This window comes from Pseudoalteromonas haloplanktis ATCC 14393 (assembly GCF_000238355.1).
In the GTDB taxonomy this organism is placed as follows: Bacteria; Pseudomonadota; Gammaproteobacteria; order Enterobacterales; family Alteromonadaceae; genus Pseudoalteromonas; species Pseudoalteromonas haloplanktis.
In genome coordinates this window covers 136,050-160,010 of sequence record NZ_AHCA01000001.1, presented here as the reverse complement: position 1 = coordinate 160,010, position 23,961 = coordinate 136,050, and the positions used below count along the sequence as shown (strand labels likewise).

The 23,961-nt window shown below is 40.8% G+C and carries 19 protein-coding genes; 9 read left to right on the top strand and 10 right to left on the bottom strand.

All coding sequences use genetic code 11. The features are described 5' to 3' along the window. Positions 1–37 precede the first annotated feature (37 nt). Entirely contained in the window at positions 38–751 is a 714-nt protein-coding gene (locus PHAL_RS0100620; protein ID WP_016706456.1) for a M15 family metallopeptidase, read from the top strand. A 97-nt stretch (positions 752–848) separates the two neighbouring features. Here PHAL_RS0100620 and PHAL_RS0100615 read toward each other — a convergent pair whose 3' ends face one another. Beyond that, a complete protein-coding gene (locus PHAL_RS0100615) occupies positions 849–3,014 on the bottom strand; it encodes a M3 family metallopeptidase (RefSeq protein ID WP_016706455.1) in 2,166 nt (721 codons plus the stop codon). Positions 3,015–3,563: 549 nt separating this feature from the next. Here PHAL_RS0100615 and PHAL_RS0100605 point away from each other — a divergent pair. Together PHAL_RS0100605 and PHAL_RS0100600 are read left to right on the top strand one after the other, a co-directional pair. Next, positions 3,564–3,773 carry a cold-shock protein gene (locus tag PHAL_RS0100605; RefSeq protein ID WP_016706454.1) on the top strand — a complete coding sequence of 70 codons (210 nt, stop codon included), beginning with the start codon at positions 3,564–3,566 and terminating at the stop codon, positions 3,771–3,773. A 168-nt stretch (positions 3,774–3,941) separates the two neighbouring features. Continuing rightward, positions 3,942–4,640 carry a substrate-binding periplasmic protein gene (locus tag PHAL_RS0100600; protein ID WP_016706453.1) on the top strand — a complete coding sequence of 233 codons (699 nt, stop codon included), beginning with the start codon at positions 3,942–3,944 and terminating at the stop codon, positions 4,638–4,640. A 12-nt stretch (positions 4,641–4,652) separates the two neighbouring features. On the opposite strand, the gene PHAL_RS0100595 is transcribed toward PHAL_RS0100600, so the two are convergent. The 3 genes from PHAL_RS0100595 to udk form a co-directional block, all read right to left on the bottom strand. Next, positions 4,653–5,369, bottom strand: a complete 717-nt coding sequence (locus tag PHAL_RS0100595) for a substrate-binding periplasmic protein (protein WP_016706452.1) — start codon at positions 5,367–5,369, stop codon at positions 4,653–4,655. Between the two features lie 195 nt (positions 5,370–5,564). Beyond that, complete coding sequence (locus PHAL_RS0100590) at positions 5,565–6,788, bottom strand: NupC/NupG family nucleoside CNT transporter (protein WP_016706451.1); 1,224 nt, start codon at positions 6,786–6,788, stop codon at positions 5,565–5,567. Between the two features lie 19 nt (positions 6,789–6,807). Further along, positions 6,808–7,437: a uridine kinase gene (gene udk / locus PHAL_RS0100585; protein WP_016706450.1), complete on the bottom strand. Its 630-nt coding sequence runs from the start codon at positions 7,435–7,437 to the stop codon at positions 6,808–6,810. A gap of 191 nt (positions 7,438–7,628) precedes the next feature. Here udk and PHAL_RS0100580 point away from each other — a divergent pair, with 191 nt between their 5' ends. From PHAL_RS0100580 to PHAL_RS0100555, 5 genes are all read left to right on the top strand, one after another. After that, on the top strand, positions 7,629–8,861 hold the full coding sequence (locus tag PHAL_RS0100580; protein ID WP_016706449.1) for a phosphopentomutase: 1,233 nt from the start codon (positions 7,629–7,631) through the stop codon (positions 8,859–8,861). Beyond that, positions 8,861–9,562 carry a purine-nucleoside phosphorylase gene (gene deoD / locus PHAL_RS0100575; RefSeq protein ID WP_016706448.1) on the top strand — a complete coding sequence of 234 codons (702 nt, stop codon included), beginning with the start codon at positions 8,861–8,863 and terminating at the stop codon, positions 9,560–9,562. The genes PHAL_RS0100580 and deoD overlap by 1 nt, the downstream gene beginning before the upstream one ends. A gap of 318 nt (positions 9,563–9,880) precedes the next feature. Beyond that, the gene (locus PHAL_RS0100565; RefSeq protein WP_016706446.1) at positions 9,881–10,621 is read left to right on the top strand and encodes a ferredoxin--NADP reductase; all 741 of its coding nucleotides are present in this window, start codon (positions 9,881–9,883) and stop codon (positions 10,619–10,621) included. 62 nt (positions 10,622–10,683) lie between these two features. Further along, on the top strand, positions 10,684–11,460 hold the full coding sequence (locus PHAL_RS0100560; RefSeq protein WP_016706445.1) for a nuclear transport factor 2 family protein: 777 nt from the start codon (positions 10,684–10,686) through the stop codon (positions 11,458–11,460). Positions 11,461–11,479: 19 nt separating this feature from the next. Further along, the gene (locus PHAL_RS0100555; RefSeq protein WP_016706444.1) at positions 11,480–11,800 is read left to right on the top strand and encodes a hypothetical protein; all 321 of its coding nucleotides are present in this window, start codon (positions 11,480–11,482) and stop codon (positions 11,798–11,800) included. 15 nt (positions 11,801–11,815) lie between these two features. Here the strand turns inward: PHAL_RS0100555 and PHAL_RS0100550 are convergent, their stop codons facing one another. Further along, a complete protein-coding gene (locus PHAL_RS0100550) occupies positions 11,816–12,646 on the bottom strand; it encodes a tetratricopeptide repeat protein (RefSeq protein WP_085999738.1) in 831 nt (276 codons plus the stop codon). 347 nt (positions 12,647–12,993) lie between these two features. Here PHAL_RS0100550 and PHAL_RS0100540 point away from each other — a divergent pair, with 347 nt between their 5' ends. Next, entirely contained in the window at positions 12,994–14,367 is a 1,374-nt protein-coding gene (locus PHAL_RS0100540; protein ID WP_016706441.1) for a GAF domain-containing sensor histidine kinase, read from the top strand. A gap of 95 nt (positions 14,368–14,462) precedes the next feature. On the opposite strand, the gene PHAL_RS0100535 is transcribed toward PHAL_RS0100540, so the two are convergent. The 5 genes from PHAL_RS0100535 to abiEi all read right to left on the bottom strand — a co-directional run bounded on the left by PHAL_RS0100535 (position 14,463) and on the right by abiEi (position 23,931). Then, positions 14,463–18,467, bottom strand: coding sequence for an ATP-binding protein (locus PHAL_RS0100535; RefSeq protein WP_016706440.1), 4,005 nt, complete (start codon positions 18,465–18,467; stop codon positions 14,463–14,465). Next, complete coding sequence (locus PHAL_RS0100530) at positions 18,464–20,083, bottom strand: response regulator (RefSeq protein WP_016706439.1); 1,620 nt, start codon at positions 20,081–20,083, stop codon at positions 18,464–18,466. The genes PHAL_RS0100535 and PHAL_RS0100530 overlap by 4 nt, the downstream gene beginning before the upstream one ends. Next, complete coding sequence (locus PHAL_RS0100525) at positions 20,080–21,312, bottom strand: EAL domain-containing response regulator (protein ID WP_016706438.1); 1,233 nt, start codon at positions 21,310–21,312, stop codon at positions 20,080–20,082. The genes PHAL_RS0100530 and PHAL_RS0100525 overlap by 4 nt, the downstream gene beginning before the upstream one ends. 1,203 nt (positions 21,313–22,515) lie before the next feature. Continuing rightward, positions 22,516–23,406: a nucleotidyl transferase AbiEii/AbiGii toxin family protein gene (locus tag PHAL_RS0100520; protein WP_016706437.1), complete on the bottom strand. Its 891-nt coding sequence runs from the start codon at positions 23,404–23,406 to the stop codon at positions 22,516–22,518. Then, complete coding sequence (gene abiEi / locus PHAL_RS0100515) at positions 23,407–23,931, bottom strand: type IV toxin-antitoxin system AbiEi family antitoxin (RefSeq protein WP_016706436.1); 525 nt, start codon at positions 23,929–23,931, stop codon at positions 23,407–23,409. Positions 23,932–23,961 lie beyond the last annotated feature (30 nt).

Genomic DNA, 23,961 nt, shown 5'->3' with positions numbered 1-23,961 from the left:
ATATTAACAACCAGTTTTAATTATAAAAGCCAATACAATGCTGTTAAATATTAGTTTTAAAGTTGTGTCATTGCTTGGAGTATGCGCTTTAAGTAATGTCGCAATAGCGAATGAGCCACATAATCCGCTTAGCAGCGTCGACCAATATGACCGCTGTGAGTTTGTTGACGTTGCTACTTTAATACCGACCGCTTTATTCGACATTCGTTATTTTAGCGGGCAAAATTTTGTTGGTGAACCTATCACAGGTTATCAAGCCGCTAAATGCTTACTGCATAAAACTGCCGCAGCAGGCCTTGCAAAAGCGCACACTCAGGCACAAAAAGCGGGATACAATTTTAAAATCTACGATTGTTATCGACCACAGCGTGCTGTTGATCATTTTGTGCGTTGGGTAAATGACGAAGCCGATACCAAAACCAAAGCGGCGTATTACCCTAACTTAGGGAAAGATCAGCTACTCGGTGGCTACATCGCCGCGAAATCAGGACACAGCCGAGGCTCAACCATAGATCTCACTTTAACTGATGCAAAGGGTGAAGAGCTGCACATGGGATCATTATTTGATATGTTCGATCCGCTCTCAAATACAGACGATCCGCGTATTACAGAAGAACAAAAAGCTAATCGCTATAAATTAAAAAATATTATGATTGCCGCAGGGTTTTCACCCTACTCAATGGAGTGGTGGCACTTTACTTATAAACCGCAAGCCTACCCAAATACTTACTTTGATTTTGTGGTGCAATGAAGAAAATAAGCGAGCTGAAAAGCAAAGTTCAACTCGTAACTAAATCCAATTAGCAACCAAGGGGAAAGTGCATGCACTTTCCCCTTGTTATTATCTACTATTGAACGGTCGCTTTCAAACCACGACGTTTTAATAATGCAGAGGTATCAGGCTCTTGACCGCGGAACGCTTTAAACGATTCCATTAGATCACGTGAGTTACCAACCTCTAAGATTTCTTTACGGTATTTATCACCCATTTTACGGGTTAAACCGCCTTGCTCTTGCACGTATGCAAAGGCGTCAGCCGCTAAGATCTCACTCCACATATATGCGTAGTAGCCCGCAGAGTAACCGCCACCCATTGAGTGTGAGAAGAACGCTGATTTATAACGTGGTGGTATAAATGGTACGTTCACCCCATGCTTGGTTAGCGCTTGTTGCTCAAACTTCTCGATATCTTGTAAAGGGGCATCAGCAGGGAGTGAGTGCCATTCCATATCTAAAAGAGCTGCAGCAACGTACTCTAACGTATCGAAACCTTGGTTAAAACTACGAGATTGAATGACTTTAGTGAGTAATTCATCAGGAATTGGCTCACCTGTTTCATGGTGTTTTGCATAGTTAGCGATAACTTCAGGGTACATAGCCCAATCTTCTTCAAACGTCGATGGGAACTCAACGAAATCACGTGATACCGACGTGCCCGATAGAGTCGGGTATTTTACGTTAGAAAACATACCATGTAAGCCATGCCCTAATTCGTGGAAAATGGTGGTAGCTTCGTCATAACTAATCAGCGTTGGCTCACCACTGGCGCCTTTTTGAATGTTCATTACATTTACAACCACAGGCTTTTGCTCTTTTAACCCAGATTGTTTAACAAACGAACTCATCCATGCACCACCGCGCTTACCTTCACGCGCAAAGTAATCAGCAAAGAAAATTGCTAAGCTTTTGCCATCAGCATCAAATAGCTCATAGGCTTTTACGTCAGGGTGATATACCGGTAAGTCATTACGTGGCTTGAAAGTAATACCGTATAAGCGGTTCATAGTGAAAAACACACCGTCTTCTAACACACGGTTAAACTCAAAGTATTCTTTTACTGCATTTTCGTCTAAGTTGTACTTATCTTTACGTACTTGCTCAGCATAGAATAACCAGTCCCATGGTTGAAGTTTAAACTGCTCACCAGAGGCATCGATTTTAGCTTGAATTGCTGCAGCTTCAGCATTGACGTTTTGCATTAACGCAGGGATCATGCTGGCAAACATATCGAATACGGCTTCAGGCTTCTTGGCCATTTGTGACTCTAAACCAAATGCTGCCCAACTGTCGTAACCAAGTAATTTTGCTTTTTGAGCACGTAGCTGAGCAAGTTCAGCCACTATTTCGCGGTTACTATTTTCGCCAGAAAGTGCACGCTCAGCAGATGCGCGCCATACTTTTTCACGTAATTCACGGTTTTTAAGCGCCGCTAAAATTGGTTGGCGCGTTGTATTGGTGATTTTTATTAGGTATTGACCTGGGTGGCCAGCTTCTGTTGCTGCGTTTGCTAATTGCTCAATTTGACCCGCAGGTAAACCTTCTAGCTGCGCTTTATCTGCAACTAATACAACATTACTCTTAGTAAGTGCTAATAAGTTTTGTGAGAACTGCGTGGTTAAGCTTGAGTGCTTGGTATTGATATCACGAATTTGTTGTTTTTGCTCTTCGTTTAATTGCGCACCTGCGCGTACAAAACGTTTGTAATAAACATCGAGTAAGCGGGTTTCTTCAGCGCTCAGTGCGAGTGTATCTGACTCAGCATGAATTGCTGCGACTTTTTCAAATAATGCTTTATTTAAAAAGATATTATCGTTGTGCGCTGCCATTTTAGGCGCAAGTTCTTTTTGTATTTCACGACGTGCAGGGTTTGAATCACTGCCAGCTAGATTATAAAAAATACTGCGTGTGCGCGTTAATAATTCACCGCTTTTTTCAAGTGCAACAATGGTATTACTAAAGTCCGGTTTTGCAGAGTTATTGATGATCGCTTGTACTTCTGCCATTTGCTCTGTCATGCCTTTATTGAATGCAGGCATAAAGTGCTCGTCTTTAATCGCATTAAAGTCAGGCGTTTCGTATTGTAATGCGCTTTTTACGAACAGTGGATTAGCTGGCTGTACTTGTGCGGCCGTTGCTGTTTGTTCTGTTTGAGTATTAGTGGTTGTTGTTTGAGGTTCAGAACAGGCTGTTAGTAATAACGCTGAACTGATCGCGGTTGCGAGTAAGTGTTTCATTGTTTTTCTCTTGTCAGTTTTTAAAAATTAAATGGTTTTGATATCGTTGTGAGTGCTCAGTTAACTAACACAGTGCTTGCTGTTAGATTAATGAAATTTTATAACAAATGACAGCAGACTGAGATGGATTTGATATCACGAGATGTTTAATAAGTCTAGCATACTGCGGATAACGGCTAATCACCTCATCGGTTGCGATAAGCTGATTAGTGGCTGCGATAAGTGACGAAATTGAATAACAGTCTGACTGTTGAATAGTGTTTTTGTGGCATGAACTCTATCGTTGTATTGTGTGGTATTAGCCAAAGAGCTGAGGCGATTAATCTATAAAAAGTAAATTGAAATAAATCATAAAGAAGTTGACATAGCCAATTAACTCTATATAGTGGGCCGCAGCTAGAAAGAAAGCATGTAAGCTATAAATCTCCATTTCGATGTTGTATAAGTAATACTTGTAGTACCGTCCTGAAGTTTTTAAAGTACCATCTCATTTTTTGCTACACCCGCTCTTATGAGCAATTTATTTTATTTTTATATCAGGATATTACTATGTCTAACATCGTATCAGGTACAGTTAAGTGGTTCAACGAGTCTAAAGGTTTTGGTTTCATCGAGCAAGAAAATGGCCCAGACGTATTCGCTCACTTCTCAGCAATCAAAAGCGAAGGTTTCAAAACTTTAGCTGAAGGCCAACGTGTAGAGTTCACTCTTTCACAAGGTCAAAAAGGTCCACAAGCTGAGAACATCACTCCAGTTTAATTTTACCTTCTAGGTAGAATAAAAAGAGCAAGCTACGGCTTGCTTTTTTGTGCCTGAAAATTGACGTAATAACTCCTTCCCCCTATATTTAACTATTATCATTCACCTGTAGTGAGACAGGTTATCTTCCGACTTATTTTTCTTGTAGTTAATTTAGTTTTTTCGGCTTTGTGCAGCGCGAAACCACTTATTACTATTTATACTGAGCAATTCCCACCTTATAACTTTTCTAATAAAGGACAGTTACAAGGGATCAACTTAGATATTACCCGTACATTGTGTGAACGCGCGCAAGTAGAGTGTAAGTTTGAATTGCTGCCTTGGTCACGAGCCTATAGTTTAGTACAGCAAAATTCGTTTTCAGGTTTAGTGTCAACTGCACGCAGTGCTGAGCGAGAAGCGTTGTTTTATTGGGTTGGCCCGCTGGTTTCTTCACGGACATTTTTTTATCGTCTTACTGGCAATACACATATCAATCCAACTAATCTTACTCATGTTAGTGACTATAGTTTAGGCGTGGTGAGAGGTAATGTTTATGAAGAGCTCGTGGAGGCGATTGGCTTTAAAGAAAACAAAAACCTCCTAAAAGTTGCGCATCATTATGAGTATATGAACCTTTTTTTTAAAAACAAAATTGATCTAATGCTTGGCTCTGAATTAACGTTAGACTATCAATTACAGCAGTTCGGCCACGGTGGCAAAGAGGTGGTGAAACTTGTGGAGCTGCCAGTGGATGCAGTAAAAGGCAACTATTTAGTGTTTAATAAAGCAGTACCTATTGAAATTGTTGAACGTTTTAACCAACAACTAAAACTACTCAAAGAGCAAGATAATTTGGCGCTCTACCGCAACCGGTATATGAAGTAAGCTTGCATAGAGCTAGTTACTGTTCATCAATTGCTGGTATTGTGGTGTGTGCTTAATTTTTAAAAAAGCTTGTTGTAATTCTGCTACCACTTTCTCATCAGTATTTATGTTTGCTGCTAAGTATCCCTCTACCGTTAACCCCTCAATAGCATGAACAAATGTTAGGGCATTTGCGTTAGTCGCTAATTGTTCACTCATTGCAGCAATATAGTTGGCATCATCGATCACTAAATCCACTTTTTTTGCCAGTAATAACTGATATGACTTTTGAATGTCAGTGGTCTGGATCAGCTCGAAGCCGCGCTTTTTCAATATGTCAGATGCAAGGTCATGGCGTTGTGCAGCAATTTTATATTGCTTAGCCTGATCAGTGCTTTCAACGTTTATATCAGTGCGTTCGGTTAGCTTAACAAAACCCATATTAAACTGTGCAACTGGGCCTATCCAATGAAATAGCGCTTCACGCTCAGGTGTACGCGCCATACTATAAATGAGTGTATTACTGTTATGGCTTGCCATTTTGTAGGCACGTGCCCACGGATACATACTGATTGCTGCATCAAGTTGCGCTTGCGAGAGTATCATTTTCACTAGTTGAGTGCTGTGACCGGTTACCTGATTATTTAACAGCATTTGATTCGGTGGTGATAGCTCTGTAACAACGGTTAAGTTTGGCTGTGCAACACTATGAACGCTGATGATGAGTAGAAAGCTGATAAGTAGTCGCATTTATTTACCCAAGTAAGCTCAAGAGTATTAAGTATAACAATAGCAAAGGAAAGGGTGATGAAATTAATAAATTTAACTGCTTAAACGATAAAAGGGCCTTGCGGCCCTTGGTGAAGTATCGTTCAAGTAAGATAGCTCTTTAACCCCTTAAAGGGCTATCCTATTGTTTTGCAACTAAGGCTCATCTCAAAGTTTCTAAGCTAGCGAGAGGAAAAAACCTGCAATTGCGGCGCTCATAAGGTTAGCCATAGATCCTGCTAACACTGCTCTGAGCCCTAAGCGTGCGATATCCTTTCGCCGACTAGGCGCCATACCGCCTAATCCACCTAGTAAAATGGCTATCGATGATAAGTTAGCAAACCCACATAACGCGAATGTGACAATCGCTTGTGTGTGCGCACTTAACGTATCGCGATAATTTATAAAGTCTAAATAAGCAACAAATTCATTCACTACTAATTTTTGACCAATAAAGCTGCCGGCTATAATTGCTTCATTCCACGGTACGCCAAGTAACCAGGCAACCGGTGCAAATATATAACCTAAAATCTCTTGTAGTGTCAGTGTTGGATAATCAAACCAGCCACCAATACCACCTAATAAACCGTTTAAAAGCGCGATTAAAGCAACAAACGCTAATAACATTGCACCGACATTGAGCGCTAAATGCATACCGTTGGCGGCGCCTGATGCTGCTGCATCTATCACATTAACAGGCTTGTCTTCACTTTCTTCAAGATCCGCTAATGTATCTTTTGGGGTCTCGGTCTCTGGCACAATCATCTTGGCCATTAAAAAACCACCCGGTGCGGCCATAAAACTGGCAGCAATTAAATATTTAAGCTCTACGCCAATAATAACGTAACCGGCCATTACCGAGCCTGCTACAGTGGCTAAGCCACCCACCATCACGGCAAACAACTCTGACTTAGTCATGGTGGCTATAAATGGTTTTACAATCAGCGGCGCTTCAGTCTGACCAACAAAAATATTGGCGGTCGCTGAAAGCGACTCTGTGCGCGAGGTTTTTAATAGCTTTTGTAAGCCACCGCCGAGGATTTTAATAATCCAATCCATAATGCCAATGTGATAAAGCACTGCAACTAACGCAGAGAAAAACACAATCACGGGCAAAACTTGTACGGCAAAAATAAACCCTAAGGTATCTTGGCTGGCAAGTGAACCGAATAAAAACGATATTCCGTCATTTGCAAAACCAATTACCGATGATACCGCTTTTGACATGCTCACTAAGGCGTTTTTACCTGTTTCAAAAAACAGCACAAATCCACCAATAATAAATTGCATGGCAAACGCAATACCAACCGTTCGTAAACTAATCGCTTTGCGGTTAGTCGATGCCGCAAAAGCAATGCCTAGCAGCACGCACATGCCGACTAAGCTCATAAATGTTGTCATGTTTAGTTATTTCCCGTTGTTATTTTTGCAGTAAATATTTTATTTTACTTTTAATTATATCAATCGCAACACGATTCATACCACCGCGTGTAACCACTAAATCAGCGTTGTGCTTTGAAGGCTCAATAAACTGATAAAACATGGGTCTCACAGTTGCTTGATACTGCTCAACAACGGACTGTAATGTTCTGCCTCGCTGCTCCATATCACGTTGCATACGGCGCATTAGGCAAATATCAAGAGGTGTATCAATAAACACTTTAATATCAAATTCTTTACGTAGCGCTTTATCGCTAAGCAATAAAATGCCTTCCACTATAAGAATTTCAGCAGGCATCACAGTGCGTGTTTTATCACTGCGAGTATGCTGAGCATAATCATAGGTCGGTACTTCTACCGCTTCACCGCTGCGTAATTGAGTCAAATGCTTGTACATTAACTCATGTTCAAACGCATCAGGGTGGTCGTAGTTTGTTTGCGTACGGTGATCAAATGGCAAGTGCGATTGATCTTTGTAATACGCATCTTCTTCGATCACGGCGATAGCGCCTGGTTCAAGCTCGTTAACCAATTCATTATAAATAGTTTGGCTAAAAAGAGATTTTCCCGACGCAGAAGCGCCAGCAATGGCTATTATTGTTCGTGTCACTAAAGTTCTCATCCACACAGAAGGATACATTGTTGGTAGATCACAATAGCAAAAAAGACACGAATAATCTCTCTTGCTTCGTTTTAAGGAGTGAAATTTATAATGTTTAGGTTTTATGAAACAGGACTTATGTCCTGTACGTTAAAAAGCACAAGAATATAAAGTAGCCACATTGGACAGACGAGGTGAGTATGGCAAGAGCAATTATATTGATGGCAGATAGCCTAGGCATAGGTGCAGCCCCTGACGCTGACAAGTTTGGTGACGTAGGCGCGAATACGTTTGCACATCTGCTAAAAGCATACTCAGACGAAACAGGCTCACCACTTTCACTGCCTAACTTATCTTTACTCGGATTAGTTGATGCATGTGAAGCTGCAGGCAATGAACCTTGCCTAGTTAGCGATCGCCAAACGCCGATCGCGGCTTGGGGTTATGCTAAAGAGCTTTCAAGTGGTAAAGACACACCATCAGGTCATTGGGAAATGGCCGGTGTGCCGGTGTTATTTGATTGGGGATACTTCCCTGATACACAACCTTGTTTTCCGCAAGAATTTATTGACGAGTTAATTGCTCGTACGGGAATTCCTGGCATTTTAGGTAACTGTCATGCTTCAGGAACAACCATTTTAGAACAGCTAGGTGAAGAGCACGTAAAAACAGGTAAACCAATCTGTTACACCTCAGCTGATAGCGTGTTTCAAATAGCCGCGCATGAACAAACTTTCGGTCTAGAAAAACTTTATCAGGTCTGCGAAATCACACGGGCGCTGCTTGATGAAATGAACATAGGACGAGTGATTGCGCGGCCATTTTTGGGTTCGACTAATCAGGATTTTGCCAGAACAGGCAACCGTCGTGATTATTCAGTGCTACCGCCAGCGCCAACCTTGCTAGATAAACTAGCAGAAGATGGCGGCGAAGTAATAAGCATTGGTAAAATTGCAGATATTTATGCACACCAAGGCATTACCCAGAAGCACAAAGCCCCTGGCTTACAAAACTTACTTGAAAAAACTTCTGAGGTGATGGCGTCAGCGCCTGATCATAGTTTGATATTTACCAACCTCGTTGATTTTGATGAGAAGTTTGGCCACCGTCGTAACCCAGTAGGGTATGCAAAAGCACTGAAAGAGTTTGATGATTATTTACCAACAATTCTTAAGCAGCTTAAACCAGACGACGTACTAATTATTACAGCGGATCACGGTTGTGATCCAACATTCCCGGGCACTGAGCACACCCGTGAATATGTACCTGTACTTGCTTATCGAGCTGGGCTTGAAAATACCCCGCTTGGTGAACGTGCTAGCTTTGCAGACATAGGTCAAACCCTTGCCCAGTGGTTTAACTTACCTGCACTTGACTATGGTGATGGCTTTATTAACAAGCTAACAGCACCAATTGTAAAAGGAAACGAATAATGAGTACTCCGCATATCGAAGCGAACAACGGTGATTTCGCGCAAACGGTATTAATGCCAGGCGATCCACTACGCGCGCAATATATTGCAGAAAACTTTCTTGATGACGCAGTTAAAGTAACAGGCGTTCGTAATATGTATGGCTTTACCGGAACCTACAAAGGTAAGCCTGTAAGTATTATGGGCTCTGGGATGGGGATTCCATCTATGTCAATTTATGCCCGTGAATTGATTGTTAGTTACGGCGTTAAAAACCTTATTCGTATCGGCACCTGTGGCGGTATTGGCAGCGATATTAAAATTCGCGATGTCATTTTTGCCCAAGGCGCCAGCACTGACTCTAACGTAAATCGTGCTCGCGTACGTGGTTATGACTTCTCTGCAATTGCTGATTTTGACCTACTAGTAAACGGCGTTAATGCTGCAAAAGAGTTAGGTATTAAAGCAAAAGTAGGTAATGTATTTACCACCGACACTTTCTATCAGGCTGATAACACCTTTTATCAAGAACTCGATAAACTAGGTATGTTAGCGGTTGATATGGAAACCGCTGGTTTATATGGCGTTGCCGCCGAATATGGCGCAAAGGCAATGGCACTTTTCACTGTAAGTGATCACGTGATCACCGGTGAAGCAACACCCAGCGAAGAGCGTCAAAGCACCTTTAACGAAATGGTGAAGATTGCTCTAGAGTCAGTGTAACTAAACAATGTAAAAAGTTCCTTGGTAACGTATTCACTCGTTTGGAGACACGCCCAAATACAGTGAGACTAACCTCCAAAGCCGCCTAGTAACCCTAGGCGGCTTTTTTTATGAAAACAAGCCGTAAGCTATCAGCTTTCAGCCATCAGATTTTAATACGATCAATAATTCGCAGGCTTGATAGCATTAAGAACTTGACAGAAATTAATGATTTTTTATTTTTTGACCGCTGACCGCTGACCGCTGACCGCTCAAACATTGACACCCCTTTGTTCCTTTGCCACTGTTATATAAAGCAATAACGAAAGGAGTGTGGTTGTGTCTAATTGGGTTGAGGCGAAGGTTAAAGATATTGTTTGGTGGACAGACACCTTATTTAGCTTGATTGTTAACGCCGATGTTGAGCCATTTAAAGCAGGGCAGTTTACTAAGCTGTCGATGATGATGGACGATAAACGCATTGCGCGAGCTTATTCGTATGTGAATTCCCCTGATTCAGCTGACTTAGAGTTTTACCTTATAAATGTTGCTGATGGATTGTTATCGCAACAACTTGCTAAATTAACCCCTGGCGATACCGTTTTAATAGAGCGACGCGCCAGTGGCTTTTTTACCTTGGATGAAGTCCCTACAAGTGAGCAATTATTTATGCTTAGTACTGGCACTGCAATCGGCCCGTTTTTATCTATTTTAGAACAAGGCGATGTATGGCAGCAGTTTAAACACATTACTTTAGTGCATGGTGTGCGTTTGAATGCAGACTTAAGTTATCAAGATAAAATAGCTCAGTTACAGCAGCAGTATGCGCAATTACATTACTTACCCGTAGTGAGTCGAGAGCCGGCGATTATCGGCTTAAATGGGCGTATCACCAGTGGCATTGCTGATGGCAGTTTGTTCACACATTGCCAAAGTGCAGTCACACCACAAAATGCTCAATTTATGATCTGTGGAAATCCAGATATGGTTAAAGACACATCAGCATTATTAACTGAGCGAGGTTATACCCGTAATCGCCGTAGAGAGCCTGGGCAAATTACCGTTGAGCAATATTGGTAAATAACTATCGCGAAACGCTAAATTTTGTTATTTTAGCGTTTCTTAAATTACTCAGGAACAGTATGAAACCGTTATTTTTTGTCGTTAGTTTGTTATTTTCATGGCAATTATTCGCAACTGAAGTTGAAACAGTTGACTCCCAGTCACAAGCTGTTGTCGTCAAAACGAATGACGCTACTGCTGCTAAAGAGCAAGCTGTTGAAAGTGAATTACAAGATAGCCCTGCTGTTATTACATTAACGCCTGAAAATGCCGCTCAGCCAGCGCCTAGCCATATTGAGTCTACCCAGCCTGTGGTGGTTGATCCAAATAAAGCAAACATGATTGAAGTGGTTGATACCAGCAAGGTACTTGGCACTGAAGCGGCAAAACCTGCAGATATTCCTAAAACTCAGCAAGAAAAGGCCGTTGCGGTAGCCCAAGCGGAGCAAGCCGTTACGCAAGCTAAAGAAGCGCTCACTTTAAAACAACAAGTAAAAGCAAAACAGTCACGAGAATCATTAGCGGTTATCGAGCAGTTAATTAAGGCCTATAACGCCAGAAATATTGACGCATTTATCAGCATGTATGATGAAAATGTTGAGTTTTATGCTTTTCCAAATGAGTTACTCTTTAAAGGGAAAGAAAAACTCATTGCCCGTTATGGGATCGTGTTTAAAAAATTAAAGTGTATCAAATCATCACCTATAAAGCGTATCGTACACGGTAATATAGTTATTGATCATGAGTTATCAGAAACCTGTTCAACCGATCCGAACGTAATTGATAAACGCTCAGAGTTGATCTCTAGCTATCAAGTTGAAAATGGTAAAATTACCAAGGTGTTGTTTTTTAGATAACAACAATGAGGGGATATAAATGCAGCTAAGTGACGATAAAAAACTTTATTTACTTTATCGTGTTGAGCCTGGTTGCCTTGGCCCTAGTGGTGCGCAAATGATTGAACATTTTTGTGTATATGCAAACCAACAACTTGCCGCCCCTTATTTTGCACACTATCAGTTTACGCCACGCTTTGATAAAAGTAAGGCGGAACGTCAATACAGTATAAATACTCGACTATTGTCTGAATCACAGGCTCACACGTACTTAACTCATTTCGATACCACAAAAGATGAGTTTGAAGAGCAACTCGACGAGTTACTCACTCAAGCAATCGAAAATTTCTTAGAACGTTGAGCCGCACAGGCTCAATTAATTTTTGTCGCCAGCGACAATCGCATTAAAACTGTTATTGTCGTGCAAACTGGCAAACGCACTTTCATGTAACAGCTCGTTGCGTAAATTGGGTGAATATTCCAACGACATTTTTATATCTGCTAATGCATCAGCATGTTTGTGAGTTAGAGCGTAGGCACAGGCACGTTGCCAATACGCATAGCCATAATCACTATCAATATCTAACGCTTGATTACACAGCGCAATCGCTTTTGCTGTTTGGTTTAACTCTAACAGTGCATCGGCCTTATAGGCGATAGCTTCAACATCTTCAGGTTTTCGTTTTAATATTTCATCGAAAATCTCAATCTTATTCGCAATATCGCTTTCTAAGTTTGCGCGCATCCACAGTGAGTGAACTTCGTTAGTGACCGATATTTTTTGCTGATTACTTAAGATTTCTTCAGAGCGAACACGCAGTTTTTCTTCAAGTATATTTAAGCGCTCTTCGTATTCCATTGTAATTGCGCTAACGCGACTATTAACGATATCTTCTACTTTATTCTTTACATCACGCAATGAATTCCAGCCCACAAGTACTAAAATTGATGCGGTGATCGTGATAATAAAAAACACATTGTTAATGGTGTCGGTTGTGTAAGTTAGCGCGCGATCGGCGGTATCGAGTTGGGTATGTGTTACTTGTTTTGTGACATCTTCGCGTAGTTTTTGCTGATCTTGACGTACCGCTTTAAGTTCATCAAGAATATAGCGCTCCATCAATGGCTTATACATTGGCTCTTGCAATTCTTCGAGTGCTTGTTGTTGCTGTTGCTGGCTAGGCTCAGAGCGAGACTCCTGGGCCATTATTGGGGCTGTCACTAAAGTAGCAATAACAAGTAAAGCGGATAATAAATAATGATGCATTGTGCTGCCTAGTTGATATTTAAATGCTGTTTGAATGAGATAAACTGTAACATGCTAGCTAAGTTGGCACTAGGCAAAACGCGGGCAAAAAAAACCAGCTCAAGGGTGAGCTGGTCAAACTGCTTAAACAACATAAAGTCGTTAGGGGTATCAACAGGAGTGTGGCTTTATAATAACCAAACCTATCTGAACAATGTCTTAATATTTAAAGCTTTATAAATGCAGAGGTAGAAATTAATTTAATAAGCTAAACTAAACTTACGATAATCGTTTGGGAAGTTTCATCAATGCGGCAACAGCTTGTGCAATTACTTTATAAGGTGTCTACATCGGCAATTTTAGACGATGGATATATAGAGCTTGCCGAGCAATTGATTGTAAAAGCTATTATCGATGGTCTTAATACGACACGTGCCAGCATATGGTTGTTAAATAGCGATAATAGTGAATGCCATTGCCAATTACTGTTAGATAAAACGAACACTGAACCAGCTCAAACGTTGATTTTAACGCGCGCTAGTTTTCCTTCTTATTTCAGGGCGTTAGATACACAACGAGTGATAATTGCCAATAACGCGCATACCGATCCGGCAACATACGAATTCTCTGAGCACTACTTAACCCCACTAGGTATTCACTCCATGCTGGATGCTCCTCTGCGTTTTAAAGGCAAAATGATAGGTATTTTTTGTTGTGAGCATATTGGCAGTTTTAGACAATGGGATGATGACGAATGTACGTTTCTTTCGGGTTTGGCTGATCTTTATGGTCGGGCACTTTCGGCGCAAGAAAGCAGATTAGTCAAGCAAGAGTTAGAAGCTGCAAATCGTTACCTAGAAGAGCGTGTAGTTGAGCGTACAAATACCCTACAAAAAACCTTAGAAGCATTAACCGGAACGCAAGAAAAACTCATCGAATCAGAAAAAATGGCAGCATTAGGGAACCTTGTTGCAGGCGTTGCTCATGAAGTAAATACGCCCATTGGTGTTGCCGTAACAGCCAATAGTTCGGCAACTGATAACCTAAAGCGACTGACACAACAGCTGGAAAATAATACGCTATCGAAAAATAGCTTAGTGGCGTTTCTTACGCATATAGATGAGTGTTTAAGGATTTCAAGTAGCAACTTAGATAGGGCCGCAGCTCTGATCTGTAATTTTAAGCAAACTGCCGTTGATCAATCCTCTCTTGATATTAGCACAGTGATCTTAAATGATTACTTAGCTAATACCGTACATAGTCTTACGCCATTAACCCGAAGCCATCAAGTTAACACCACCATTGAGTGCGATGAAACACTTAGCATAGTCACCGTTTCAGGGGCTTTAAGTCAAATTTTAATGAATTTAGTAAGTAACAGTTGCGTACATGGCTTTAAAGACCGTAAAGATAATCAGATAAACATCACAGTACAGGTAGATACGCAGCAAAATACCTACACATTACGTTATCGTGATAACGGCCATGGGATGACTAAAAGCGTGTTACAGAATGTATTTGATCCTTTTTTTACCACCACCCGAGGTAATGGCGGCAGTGGTTTAGGTATGGCCATTGTTTATAACCTTGCAACCCAAGCCCTACAAGGCGATGTAAAAGCAAATAGCGAGCCTCAGCAGGGTATTACAGTGACGTTTACTTTTCCGTTAACTTTGAGCTGATTTTATATAAAAAATATTCACTTAGCGTGGTTGTTAAACAATTTGTTGATAAAAAGCACTCCATTCGTTGGGTAAATATTCTGGTGACAGGGTCATCAAAACAATGTGTTTAATGAGTTTTCATATTGTTTTAGGCAATCATTAAGGGCGGTTATTTTTAGTTTACACAAAGCAGCTTGCTGCTGTTTGGCTGCATTTTCTAAGGTGCTTGCAAGTTCACTTAATGCGTTTGCCATGACCATTTGAGCCGCGCCTTTTAAGCGATGCGCAATTGTATTGAGCTGTGTAAAATCAAGCTGTGCATATGCGTCACTCAGCTCGCTGATATCAGCCTTTAAACTGTCAATAAACTCTGCAAGCAACTCCAACACAGACTCTTTAGAACCAAACATAGTTTGTAGTTCTAGAATATTAAAATGCATTTCAGTGGCCTTATGATGCGTGTTTATGGGTAAGTTATTTTGCACAGAGCTGACAGGTATGGTTATCTGGCTCAGCGTCGGTAAATACTTGTTTAGCTTAGCTTGCAATACACTTTGGCTGACCGGCTTACTTATATAGCCGTTCATTCCTATGTCTAAGCAACGCTGCGCTTCGCCAGTGAGCGCATTGGCGGTAAAGGCAATGATTGGCATGTTATTTCCTTGCTCACGCAGAGCGCGGGTTAACCCATAGCCATCGAGCTCTGGCATGTGGCAATCGGTGATCAACAAATTGTAATGTTGTTCAGTAATTGCTTGCAGGGCTTGTACGCCGTTTTCAACATAGTCAGCTTGATAGCCTAAGGTTTCAAGTTGGCGTTTGATCACTTGTCGGTTGGTTGGGTGATCTTCAGCCACTAAAATTAGCCGACCGCTGCTGATAGCCTGCTCCCTGCTTTGGAGAATAATTTCGTGGTTTTGTTCTTGATGGACAGTATCCATTAATTGACTGTCATTGGCTTTGGCGATCAGATTAAGTAAAGGAGACACTAACAAAGGATTGCTCGGTATAAATAAGTCTGCATCAAGTTCATTATTTGCCGCCATGCACAGCTTAACCCATACATTACTTGCATCGCTGGTTTTAAGGTGTGAAATATTGCTTAGTTGTTGATGAAAAATAACCATACAATTTGTGTAATTATGTGGGTTTAACCAAGACTCAGGATTACTGTGGTTTGGTTCATGAATAAACGCAATACCCCATCGTTTTAAATAATTGATCACTTGAGCAATACATTCGCTGCCGTCATCCAAGAGTAATAATGATTTTTCAACCGGTGTTGTCGGTAACTCTGCGGTTTTATAACACTCAAGGGGGATCACAAAACTAAACTCACTACCTTTACCTAAATCACTGTGTAAGGTGATTTCCCCACCAAGACGATTTACCAGCATTTGGCAAATTGACAGTCCTAACCCGGTTCCACCGTATTGACGATTAGTTGAGCTTTCAGCTTGCATAAAAGGAGTAAACAGCTTGCTTTGATTTTCAATGGCAATACCTAATCCTGCATCAGTCACTTTAAACTCAACGTGTTGAACATTCCCCACGTTATGCAAAGCATTAACGCTGATAGTTATTTTGCCTTGCTCAGTAAACTTCACTGCGTTACTGAGTAAATTAGATAGCACCTGTTGCAACCTGACGGGATCGGTTTCAATAAAGCGTTGTAACTGGGGATCAAAATCAACACGCATGGTTAAGTTTTTAGCTTGTGTGTTTGCGACATGAGCCCGCACCGCGTTTTCAACAATATCGAGTAAATCACACTCTATTTTTTCGATGGCAAACTGTTGCTCTTCCATTTTTGTATGATCGAGCACATCATTGAGAATATGCAGTAAATTATTCGCTGATGTAGCAATGGTATTCACGTCATCGCGTTGCTGATAATCCAAGGCTGATTGTGACAATAACTCAGTAGTAGTGATCACACCACTTAGAGGTGTTCTAATTTCGTGACTCATCATTGCTAAAAAGCGTGATTTAGCAAGGGCTGCTTGCTCCGCTTTGGTTTTTTCTTCGCTGAGAGCAATCTCTTGCTCTTTACGTTGATTGATCTCAAGTAATACACCGCTCCAGACACAATCATCACCTTGATAAGCAGGAAATGCCACCAAGTTTAACCAATTACGATAGGGCGCATTTAATTCACATTCAAAATCAATCCCCTGGTTATCATTTAGCGCCTGAGTAGCTGCATTGATAAGCTGGTCTACTTGGTCTTTCGAGATCAAAGCTAGAAAGTCTTCATCTGTTAAATTCACCGCCTCTTCAGTTGATAAGTTTATTCGTTTAAACGGAGTAAACCTTTCAATCCCCTTACTGGCATAGGTAAATATAAGCTGCTTATTAACAATTTTAAATTGCACCACAGCACCAGGAATAGCATTGGCTATAGAGGTAAGCTTTTGCTCTGCTTGTAATGCACGTTGTTGCGCATTACGGCGAAACCTGACTTCTTGACGCAGCTTATTATTCCAATATAAAAAACCAACTACGACTAATAAAAATAAGGCACATGCAAGCAAGCTGTAAAAAATGATTTGTTTAATATTTACACCTTGATTTGGATTAAGCTCCACCCAGCTACGGGCAAGGCTATCGAGTTGATCATAGCCTATTGCATCAAGGCCATTATTAACTAAACCAAGTAACTCTTGTGAGTGCTTACTTACACCTAGTTGTATGTCTATATTATTATTTACTAAAAAATCGTGTATCAGCTTGTAATGATGATTGCCCCCATGTTCAATCCAAGACTGTGACGCTGCTAGGGTTGTAAATACAGCATCGACTTCTTTTTCATCTAACAACGCAAAGCTTTCTTCTATATTACTTTGCATAATTAACTCACTATTTGGAAAGTAATCTAAAATAATGGCGCGAGCATAATCGCTGTTTGGCGAGGCTATTTTGTACTTTCCTTGGCGCAGTAAAGTTACGTCTAGTTGCGAGTCTTTACGTCCAACCATACTCCAAGGTGTACTTAAATAAGGCTGCGAAAAACTCATGATGTCGTTGCGACTTTGCAAACGCAATACTGCAGGAACCAAGTCAACATCACCGGTTTTTAGTAGCGCTAGTGCTTCTTCTCTGGAGTGAGTTGGTACGTATTCTAAGGTGACCCCCAGTTTTTCCGCGATACGGTTTAACACATCAATAGACAAGCCTTTAGGCTTACCTGATTGATCATACATGGTAATGGTGTGCCATTGAGGTAACGTAGTGTAGCGAATCACTTGATGCTGCTTTAACCAGTCTTGTTGTTGTGGGTTAATAACCATAACTGGTTTTTTGGTATAGTGTTGCCACTGACTCGCGTGAGCAACAATCGCTGATACTGTGATTGGATCTGTGTTTTCTATAAGCTTGTTGATGGCGTTATTAAGCGTACTATTTTTGCTAATTAGCGGAATATGAAACACTTTATTAGCGGTATGATCCAGCGAAACGATACTAAATTTATTAATAGCTAATTTTGATGCTAAATACTGGTTAGATAAAGAGTCACCAAAATGGGCGTTAACCAGACCATAGTGAAACGCTGGTGCAAGATCTTGCTGTTGTTTTATTTCGACCTTTTTAATATCAGGAAATAGCTGCTTAATATATTCTTTATCAACATCATATTTAAACAGTGCGAGGTTAACAGCTGGGTTTGCGTTAAGTTGAAATGGTGACGCTTCAATCTCTTTTGCTATTAACACCGTACGTGGCACCGTCATAATTATTTTACTGAGCGTTAAGTAATCTTTGCGCGCGTCAGTCACTTGTAAGCCTAATGCTATATCAACACGCCCTTGTTTTGCGGCATCTTCTAGCTGTGCTACCGAGTTATAAAATTGATAGTGTATTTGTAAGTTTAAAGTACTTGCCAAATGCTCGATGTACTCAGGATAAATACCGCCCACTTTATTGTTTTCTTTCACCGCAAAGTAAGGAATAGAGTTGCCCTTTAAAGCGCCGACCAGCAAGATTTTTTTGCTCGCAGTAACCTGCGACTCAGGGAGATTTTTAGCGCTATCAGCAAAGGCATTAAAACTTAAAAGCCAGCACACTAAAAAACAGCACGTTAGCAGTGCGATAACTTTTAAGCGATATTGAAAAATCATACGGCTACCTTTGGCTGGGTGTTTAAGAAGCTCACTGTGGACTCAATAAAACGACAATACTTATAATATAGCTCGCTATTAGTAACTTGGCTTTTATTGAGGGTGAGGCTGTGTTTGGCTAATAAATAATACTGCCTTAGCCGCATTGGAGTAACATTAATGGGAATTGCTTTAGTAAAACCGCGTAATAGTAATTGCGCGAGCTCAATGTTTATTCCTAAGTCATCAATGGCTGCAATACTCATACAGACCGCTTGCATGTAAAAACCGTTGTTTTCAGCGCTTTTTATTTTCCTGATCTGAGCATCAACATGGAGTTGATAAGCGTGAGCATATTGCAGCGTATTTTGCAGTAGTAAATGTTGGCTATACTCATCTTTATTTAAACTATTGATAAAGTCAGGAAGGGGCAGGGCTAAACGACGGTATAAGTGCACAATATCGAGTTGGCAATAAAATGGTAGCTCCACATAATTTGCGTATTCGCTGTATTTTTTTACAATCTGCATGGCAGCTTGGCGATCACCTGTACATAACGCAAAACGCGCATCAAGAATGTCTTTTATTTCGTGTAATTGAACAGCTCGCGGGTTTTGTAGAATCTTTAACCGCGTGTGCAAATAATTCGTTTCGAGACGTTTAAAGTCACTGCCGTAGCGTCCTTCATTTAAGCTTTCGATACGGGCTAATAAACAGCGTAATACATTAAATTGGCAATCTACATTTAACCAACTTAGGTGCTGCGAGGTTTTTTGATAACGCGCTACCGCTTGCTGCATATTGTCAGTATTATTTAAAATGACCGCAAGATTAAACTGCATTAATAAACGCTGTGGGTTATCGGGGGCAATTAAGTTCATTTGTGCTAAGTAATCATACGCTTGCTGAAGCTGGCCTTGGCCTAAACTGGCACTGACGCATACATCTAATGCACTTAATTGATAACGTTTGATGGCCAGTAGTGGCTTTATTACATTAACGGCATCAGTACTATTGCCATCATTAAGTAAACAGCTTGCGTAATTTAGCCGTGCATTATCATCGCCTTGCGCAACGAGTGTTTTGAGCTTATGGCATAGCTTGGCTGTTTGCTCATCCCAGGTGAGTAGAGCATGTTCAAGTTCGTTATAGTAGTTCAATGCAGTATAGCGAGAGAGTCTACTTTTAGCGCGTTCAAACCCGTGTTTTAAGTAACAGCTTTCAAGTTCAATTAAAGCGTACTTTTTACGATAACAGGCAATCATTCGTGGCAGCATGTTATTAATATTAAAAGGTTTAACCAAATACCCATCCGGTTTCCATTCACTAAACCCATGCACTACTTGACGAGATTGCTCTGCAGTAACAATAAAAACAACGCACTCTTTAGCTATCAGTTTGGCCATTCTTAAATGCGCTAAAAGCTGTAATCCATCCGCGCCTTGGCCTAAATTGTAATCAAATAAAATAAAGTCAAAGCGGCGATTTTGACATGCGCTAATGGTGGTTTTAGCGTCTTTAGCTAACATTACATTCTTTGCTAAAGCGCCTTTATTAACGAGCATTAAGCGAATAGCCGATAAAATTAAACTGCTATCATCAATCACCAAAATGCGCTTATCAGTTAAAAAGTTCAAGCGCGTAATGCCTCATCAGCGTTTACTTTAATAGCTTGATATTGTGATTGCCAGCGGGCATTCCACGTTGCTAGTTGCGTGGAATGCATTGGTTTAGCGCAGTAAAAACCTTGGCAGGTATCGGCGCCTAGTAATTGCATATGTTGCCATTGCGCAAACGTTTCGACCCCTTCAACCACCACTTTCATGTGGAGTTTTTTTGCTAACTGAATGGCCATTTCAACAATAGCGCCAGATTGTGGGTCGTTTAGTGCGTCAGTTACAAAGCTACGATCGAGCTTAATTTCATTAAACGGATACTGACTTAATTGCTGCAATGATGAGTAACCAGTACCAAAGTCATCAACTGATAAATTAAAGCCATTCATGCGTAAGCGAGACAACAGCTCAAGCGATAAGCTATCACTTAATAATTCAGTTTGTTCGGTTACCTCAAGAGAAATACGTTTACGTTGCGCAAGGGCCATCAAGGGTTGATCAGCTAAAATATGGCTCACGGTTTCGTTTGATAAGCACGAAGGGGTTAAGTTAATCGATAACTTTGTATTACTAAATTCAGCGGGTAATTGTTCAAGCATAGTAACGCTTTGTTCAATAATGCTCAGCGTTAGCGCCGGCATTAGCCCTGCATCTTCTATTTGATCGATAAAAAAGTAGGGGGATAACAAGCCTAATTCAGGGTGTTGCCAACGACATAGCGCTTCCAGGCCAATACAGTCACCTGATTTAAAATCAACCTGTGGCTGGTATACCGCTATAAACTGCCCTTGCGCAAGCGCCTGTTGCAATACGCCTTTTTGAGTATCCACTTTAATAGTTGATTGCTTAGTTGGCTGAATAAAACGGTTTTGATGTGCGTTAAAAAAATGGCTTAACTGACTATGGGAGCTAGGTTTAGGCATGATCCCTAGCAAATTAAGGCCAAAGGCATTCACTAAATTGGCCGCTGCGCGCAATAAACTTGCATCAGACGCACTAGACAAAATAACGCTACCCGCAAACTTTTGCGCGCTTAACTGCCTAAGTAACGCTAAGCCATCCATATTCGGCATCGCTAAATCACAAATAATAATATCGGGCGTTAATGTGTTGATTAACTTTAAGGCCTCATCACCATCATTGGCATGAGTCACTTGATGATCACCCAGTTGGTTGATCATCGAAGTAAGCGCACGACGCACAAATGCGTGGTCGTCTACAATGAGAATATGCATAGAAGAATCGAACATAATTACGCTCCAGATTTTTAAGAGGCGATATTTTAACCACCGGTGGCGCATATTATTTGATCTGGATCAATTTTGAAGGTCTGTTGTGTGACCACGGTGAACCGTTTTGTAACCGAAAATAACAGTTGTACAATTTTAGCGCTCAAAAGGTGAACAGATGACAGTTAACGTGAATATAAAGATCGCAATAAAGGCTTATTAATCCTTTGTTCATAAAGGAAAAAGCATTGGTTTTGGTTGTTTTAAATACGATCAAGTACTCGCCATTGTTAATTTAGCATGTTTGAAAAACCATTCGTTTTAGGGTAGGAATGCGAACAGCGGCGGGCCGCGAGGTACGAGCTTCGAGCGGCGGGCTACGGGTTAACCCCCTTGCCCCCCGTAGGCGTTAAGCTTGCTGACGCGTTTTACTTGATCACATCTTGTAGGTCGTCATTTATGGCGACAATGTCTAATGTTGAAAATAGACGCGCTAAAGCACGACCTACATTAGCGCCTTTGTGTTTTCCTCATCAGCGCAGCGCCTCTTGACCTCTTTGTGAATAGATCACTTAAAAACAATTTGCACAAAGAGAAGACAAAAGCGGTGAGCCGCGGGCTACGGATTAACCCCCTTGCACCACCGTAGGCGTTAAGCTTGCTGACGCGTTTTACTTGATCACACCTGTAGGTCGTCATTTATGGCGACAATGTCTAATGTTGAAATTGACGCGCTAAAGCACGACCTACATTAGCGCCTTTGTGTTTTCCTCATCAGCGGAGCGCCTCTTGACCTCTTTGTGAATAAGTTACTTAAAAACAATTTGCACAAAGAGAAGACAAAAGCGGTGAGCCACGGGCTACGGATTAACCCCCTTGCACCACCGTAGGCGTTAAGCTTGCTGACGCTTTTTTATTGCGTGCACCGTGCGACAGGCTGTGGAATAATCCTGGCATTTCTTTGTAGGTCGTCATTTATGGCGACAATATCTACCATTGAAAATAGACGCGCTAAAGCACGACCTAGATTAGCGCCTTTGTGTTTTCCTCATCAGCGCAGCGTCTCTTGACCTCTTTGTGAATAGATCGCTTAAAACAAAGTGAAGAAAAACGCTGCGGCGACGAGGTACGAATTAATCCTAGCGCCTAGTCACTTTCCTAAAACCTAGCTTCTTTTAGTCTACAAAACATTACCTTACAGGTGTTTTTTTGTGAACCTTAAGATTAATGCCCCATATCAAACTTACTTTTTTTAATATTCTTATTAATAATAGCGAGTGACATAGTGTTAATTTCTGATTGCACATATAGCCAATAATCAGGGTTATCGATAGTTCTTTCTTTAATTTGATTTGGAATGAAACGGCCCATTTCTATATTGAAGTCTTTACGTACCTCATTGTCATGCTTTAGCTTGTCTAATTGAATAGTCAGTGCCTCAATAAAGTCTTCGTTGGTTTTCCCCCTTGCCACAAGCTTTTTATTGATAAGTTGGCTGGACACTGCAACACCCCTTTGTTTTATCCATACTATATCCCATACGTCGCGAGGTTTAATTCGCCTAGCACGGTAGGCTAAAGCAATAAACTTGTCCGCGAGAGTTTCCGTTAATGATTGTACAGGGATCAGTAAACCTTCTGTTGGCACGACAATATTATAATGATTTATTAATGGTCTTTTTTCGATATCAAATGACGGGATAGCACAAATAACTATATGCATTTTTTGCCTGGGAAGATCAGGACGATTACTTTCTTTTTCGATACTTATTTTCCAAGACGAAGTATTAGCTTGATTATCTTCGGCTGGTTTATTTACCCATACCTGCACCTCATATTTATTTTGTATATATTTTTGAATTTCAACTTCTAAACCATTGAAGTCGCTCGGCTTGAAGTTGTGCCCTCCATTAAAGTCTAAGTCTTCAGATAACCTAGAACTGTTATGGCACAAACGAAGTGAAGTGCCACCTATAAAAGTAAGCGAAGGCATAACACCTTGTTTTACCATTGCAGCCATAATGTCGTGATGAAGAATTTCTTTTTCAATCACTGGCGTGACGCCAGCGTACTCTGGATTCGCAGCTATGATTTGGCGTATATATTCTGTTAGCATTTAGTTCTCCAGCATGTGTACGTTGCGATTACAGGCTTTTAGATCTGCAATAGCTTGTAGTGTATTTGCTCTATACATATTGATGCTTTTATCGAAATATAGATTTTTCGAAAATTTATCAATTGGCTTTTTTGTATGGGTGAGTTCAATAACGCCATACGGAGTATAAAAAGTACCACTACGGCCTTTCGTTATTACCGTTAACCTATCAAATAATATTTGCGAAATATCGCCCGTGTAGCTGAGTTGGCTTTCCAAACTAATGTAATTTAAAACATCGCCACGTAGCTTTTTAACTATTTTATAAATGGCGGTGGTTGGGTCGGGTGGCGTAAGCGTGCTTTCAAAAATACCATTGCAGACTCTTCTTAACAGCCCTTTATTAACATTATCAGTTAAAAACTTAGTAAATGCTGGTGTGGGTTTTATAGCCATCATAAAAGCCAGTTCTGCACTGGTATGAATACCGCCACCTGCTTTTACAGAGTTAGCAAATACTGCTAGTAATGTGTCTGATTTATTCATTTGGTCTACAATTTAATACCTTTTATGTTA

Coding starts and splice junctions, on each gene's coding strand:
- PHAL_RS0100555 (WP_016706444.1), top strand. CDS start 11,480: ATGCAGCTAAGTGACGATAAAAAACTTTATTTACTTTATCGTGTTGAG.
- deoD (WP_016706448.1), top strand. CDS start 8,861: ATGAGTACTCCGCATATCGAAGCGAACAACGGTGATTTCGCGCAAACG.
- PHAL_RS0100605 (WP_016706454.1), top strand. CDS start 3,564: ATGTCTAACATCGTATCAGGTACAGTTAAGTGGTTCAACGAGTCTAAA.
- PHAL_RS0100595 (WP_016706452.1), bottom strand. CDS start 5,369: ATGCGACTACTTATCAGCTTTCTACTCATCATCAGCGTTCATAGTGTT.
- PHAL_RS0100550 (WP_085999738.1), bottom strand. CDS start 12,646: ATGGCCCAGGAGTCTCGCTCTGAGCCTAGCCAGCAACAGCAACAACAA.
- PHAL_RS0100525 (WP_016706438.1), bottom strand. CDS start 21,312: ATGTTCGATTCTTCTATGCATATTCTCATTGTAGACGACCACGCATTT.
- PHAL_RS0100590 (WP_016706451.1), bottom strand. CDS start 6,788: ATGACAACATTTATGAGCTTAGTCGGCATGTGCGTGCTGCTAGGCATT.
- PHAL_RS0100615 (WP_016706455.1), bottom strand. CDS start 3,014: ATGAAACACTTACTCGCAACCGCGATCAGTTCAGCGTTATTACTAACA.
- PHAL_RS0100540 (WP_016706441.1), top strand. CDS start 12,994: ATGCGGCAACAGCTTGTGCAATTACTTTATAAGGTGTCTACATCGGCA.
- PHAL_RS0100580 (WP_016706449.1), top strand. CDS start 7,629: ATGGCAAGAGCAATTATATTGATGGCAGATAGCCTAGGCATAGGTGCA.
- PHAL_RS0100535 (WP_016706440.1), bottom strand. CDS start 18,467: ATGATTTTTCAATATCGCTTAAAAGTTATCGCACTGCTAACGTGCTGT.
- abiEi (WP_016706436.1), bottom strand. CDS start 23,931: ATGAATAAATCAGACACATTACTAGCAGTATTTGCTAACTCTGTAAAA.
- PHAL_RS0100560 (WP_016706445.1), top strand. CDS start 10,684: ATGAAACCGTTATTTTTTGTCGTTAGTTTGTTATTTTCATGGCAATTA.
- PHAL_RS0100620 (WP_016706456.1), top strand. CDS start 38: ATGCTGTTAAATATTAGTTTTAAAGTTGTGTCATTGCTTGGAGTATGC.
- PHAL_RS0100520 (WP_016706437.1), bottom strand. CDS start 23,406: ATGCTAACAGAATATATACGCCAAATCATAGCTGCGAATCCAGAGTAC.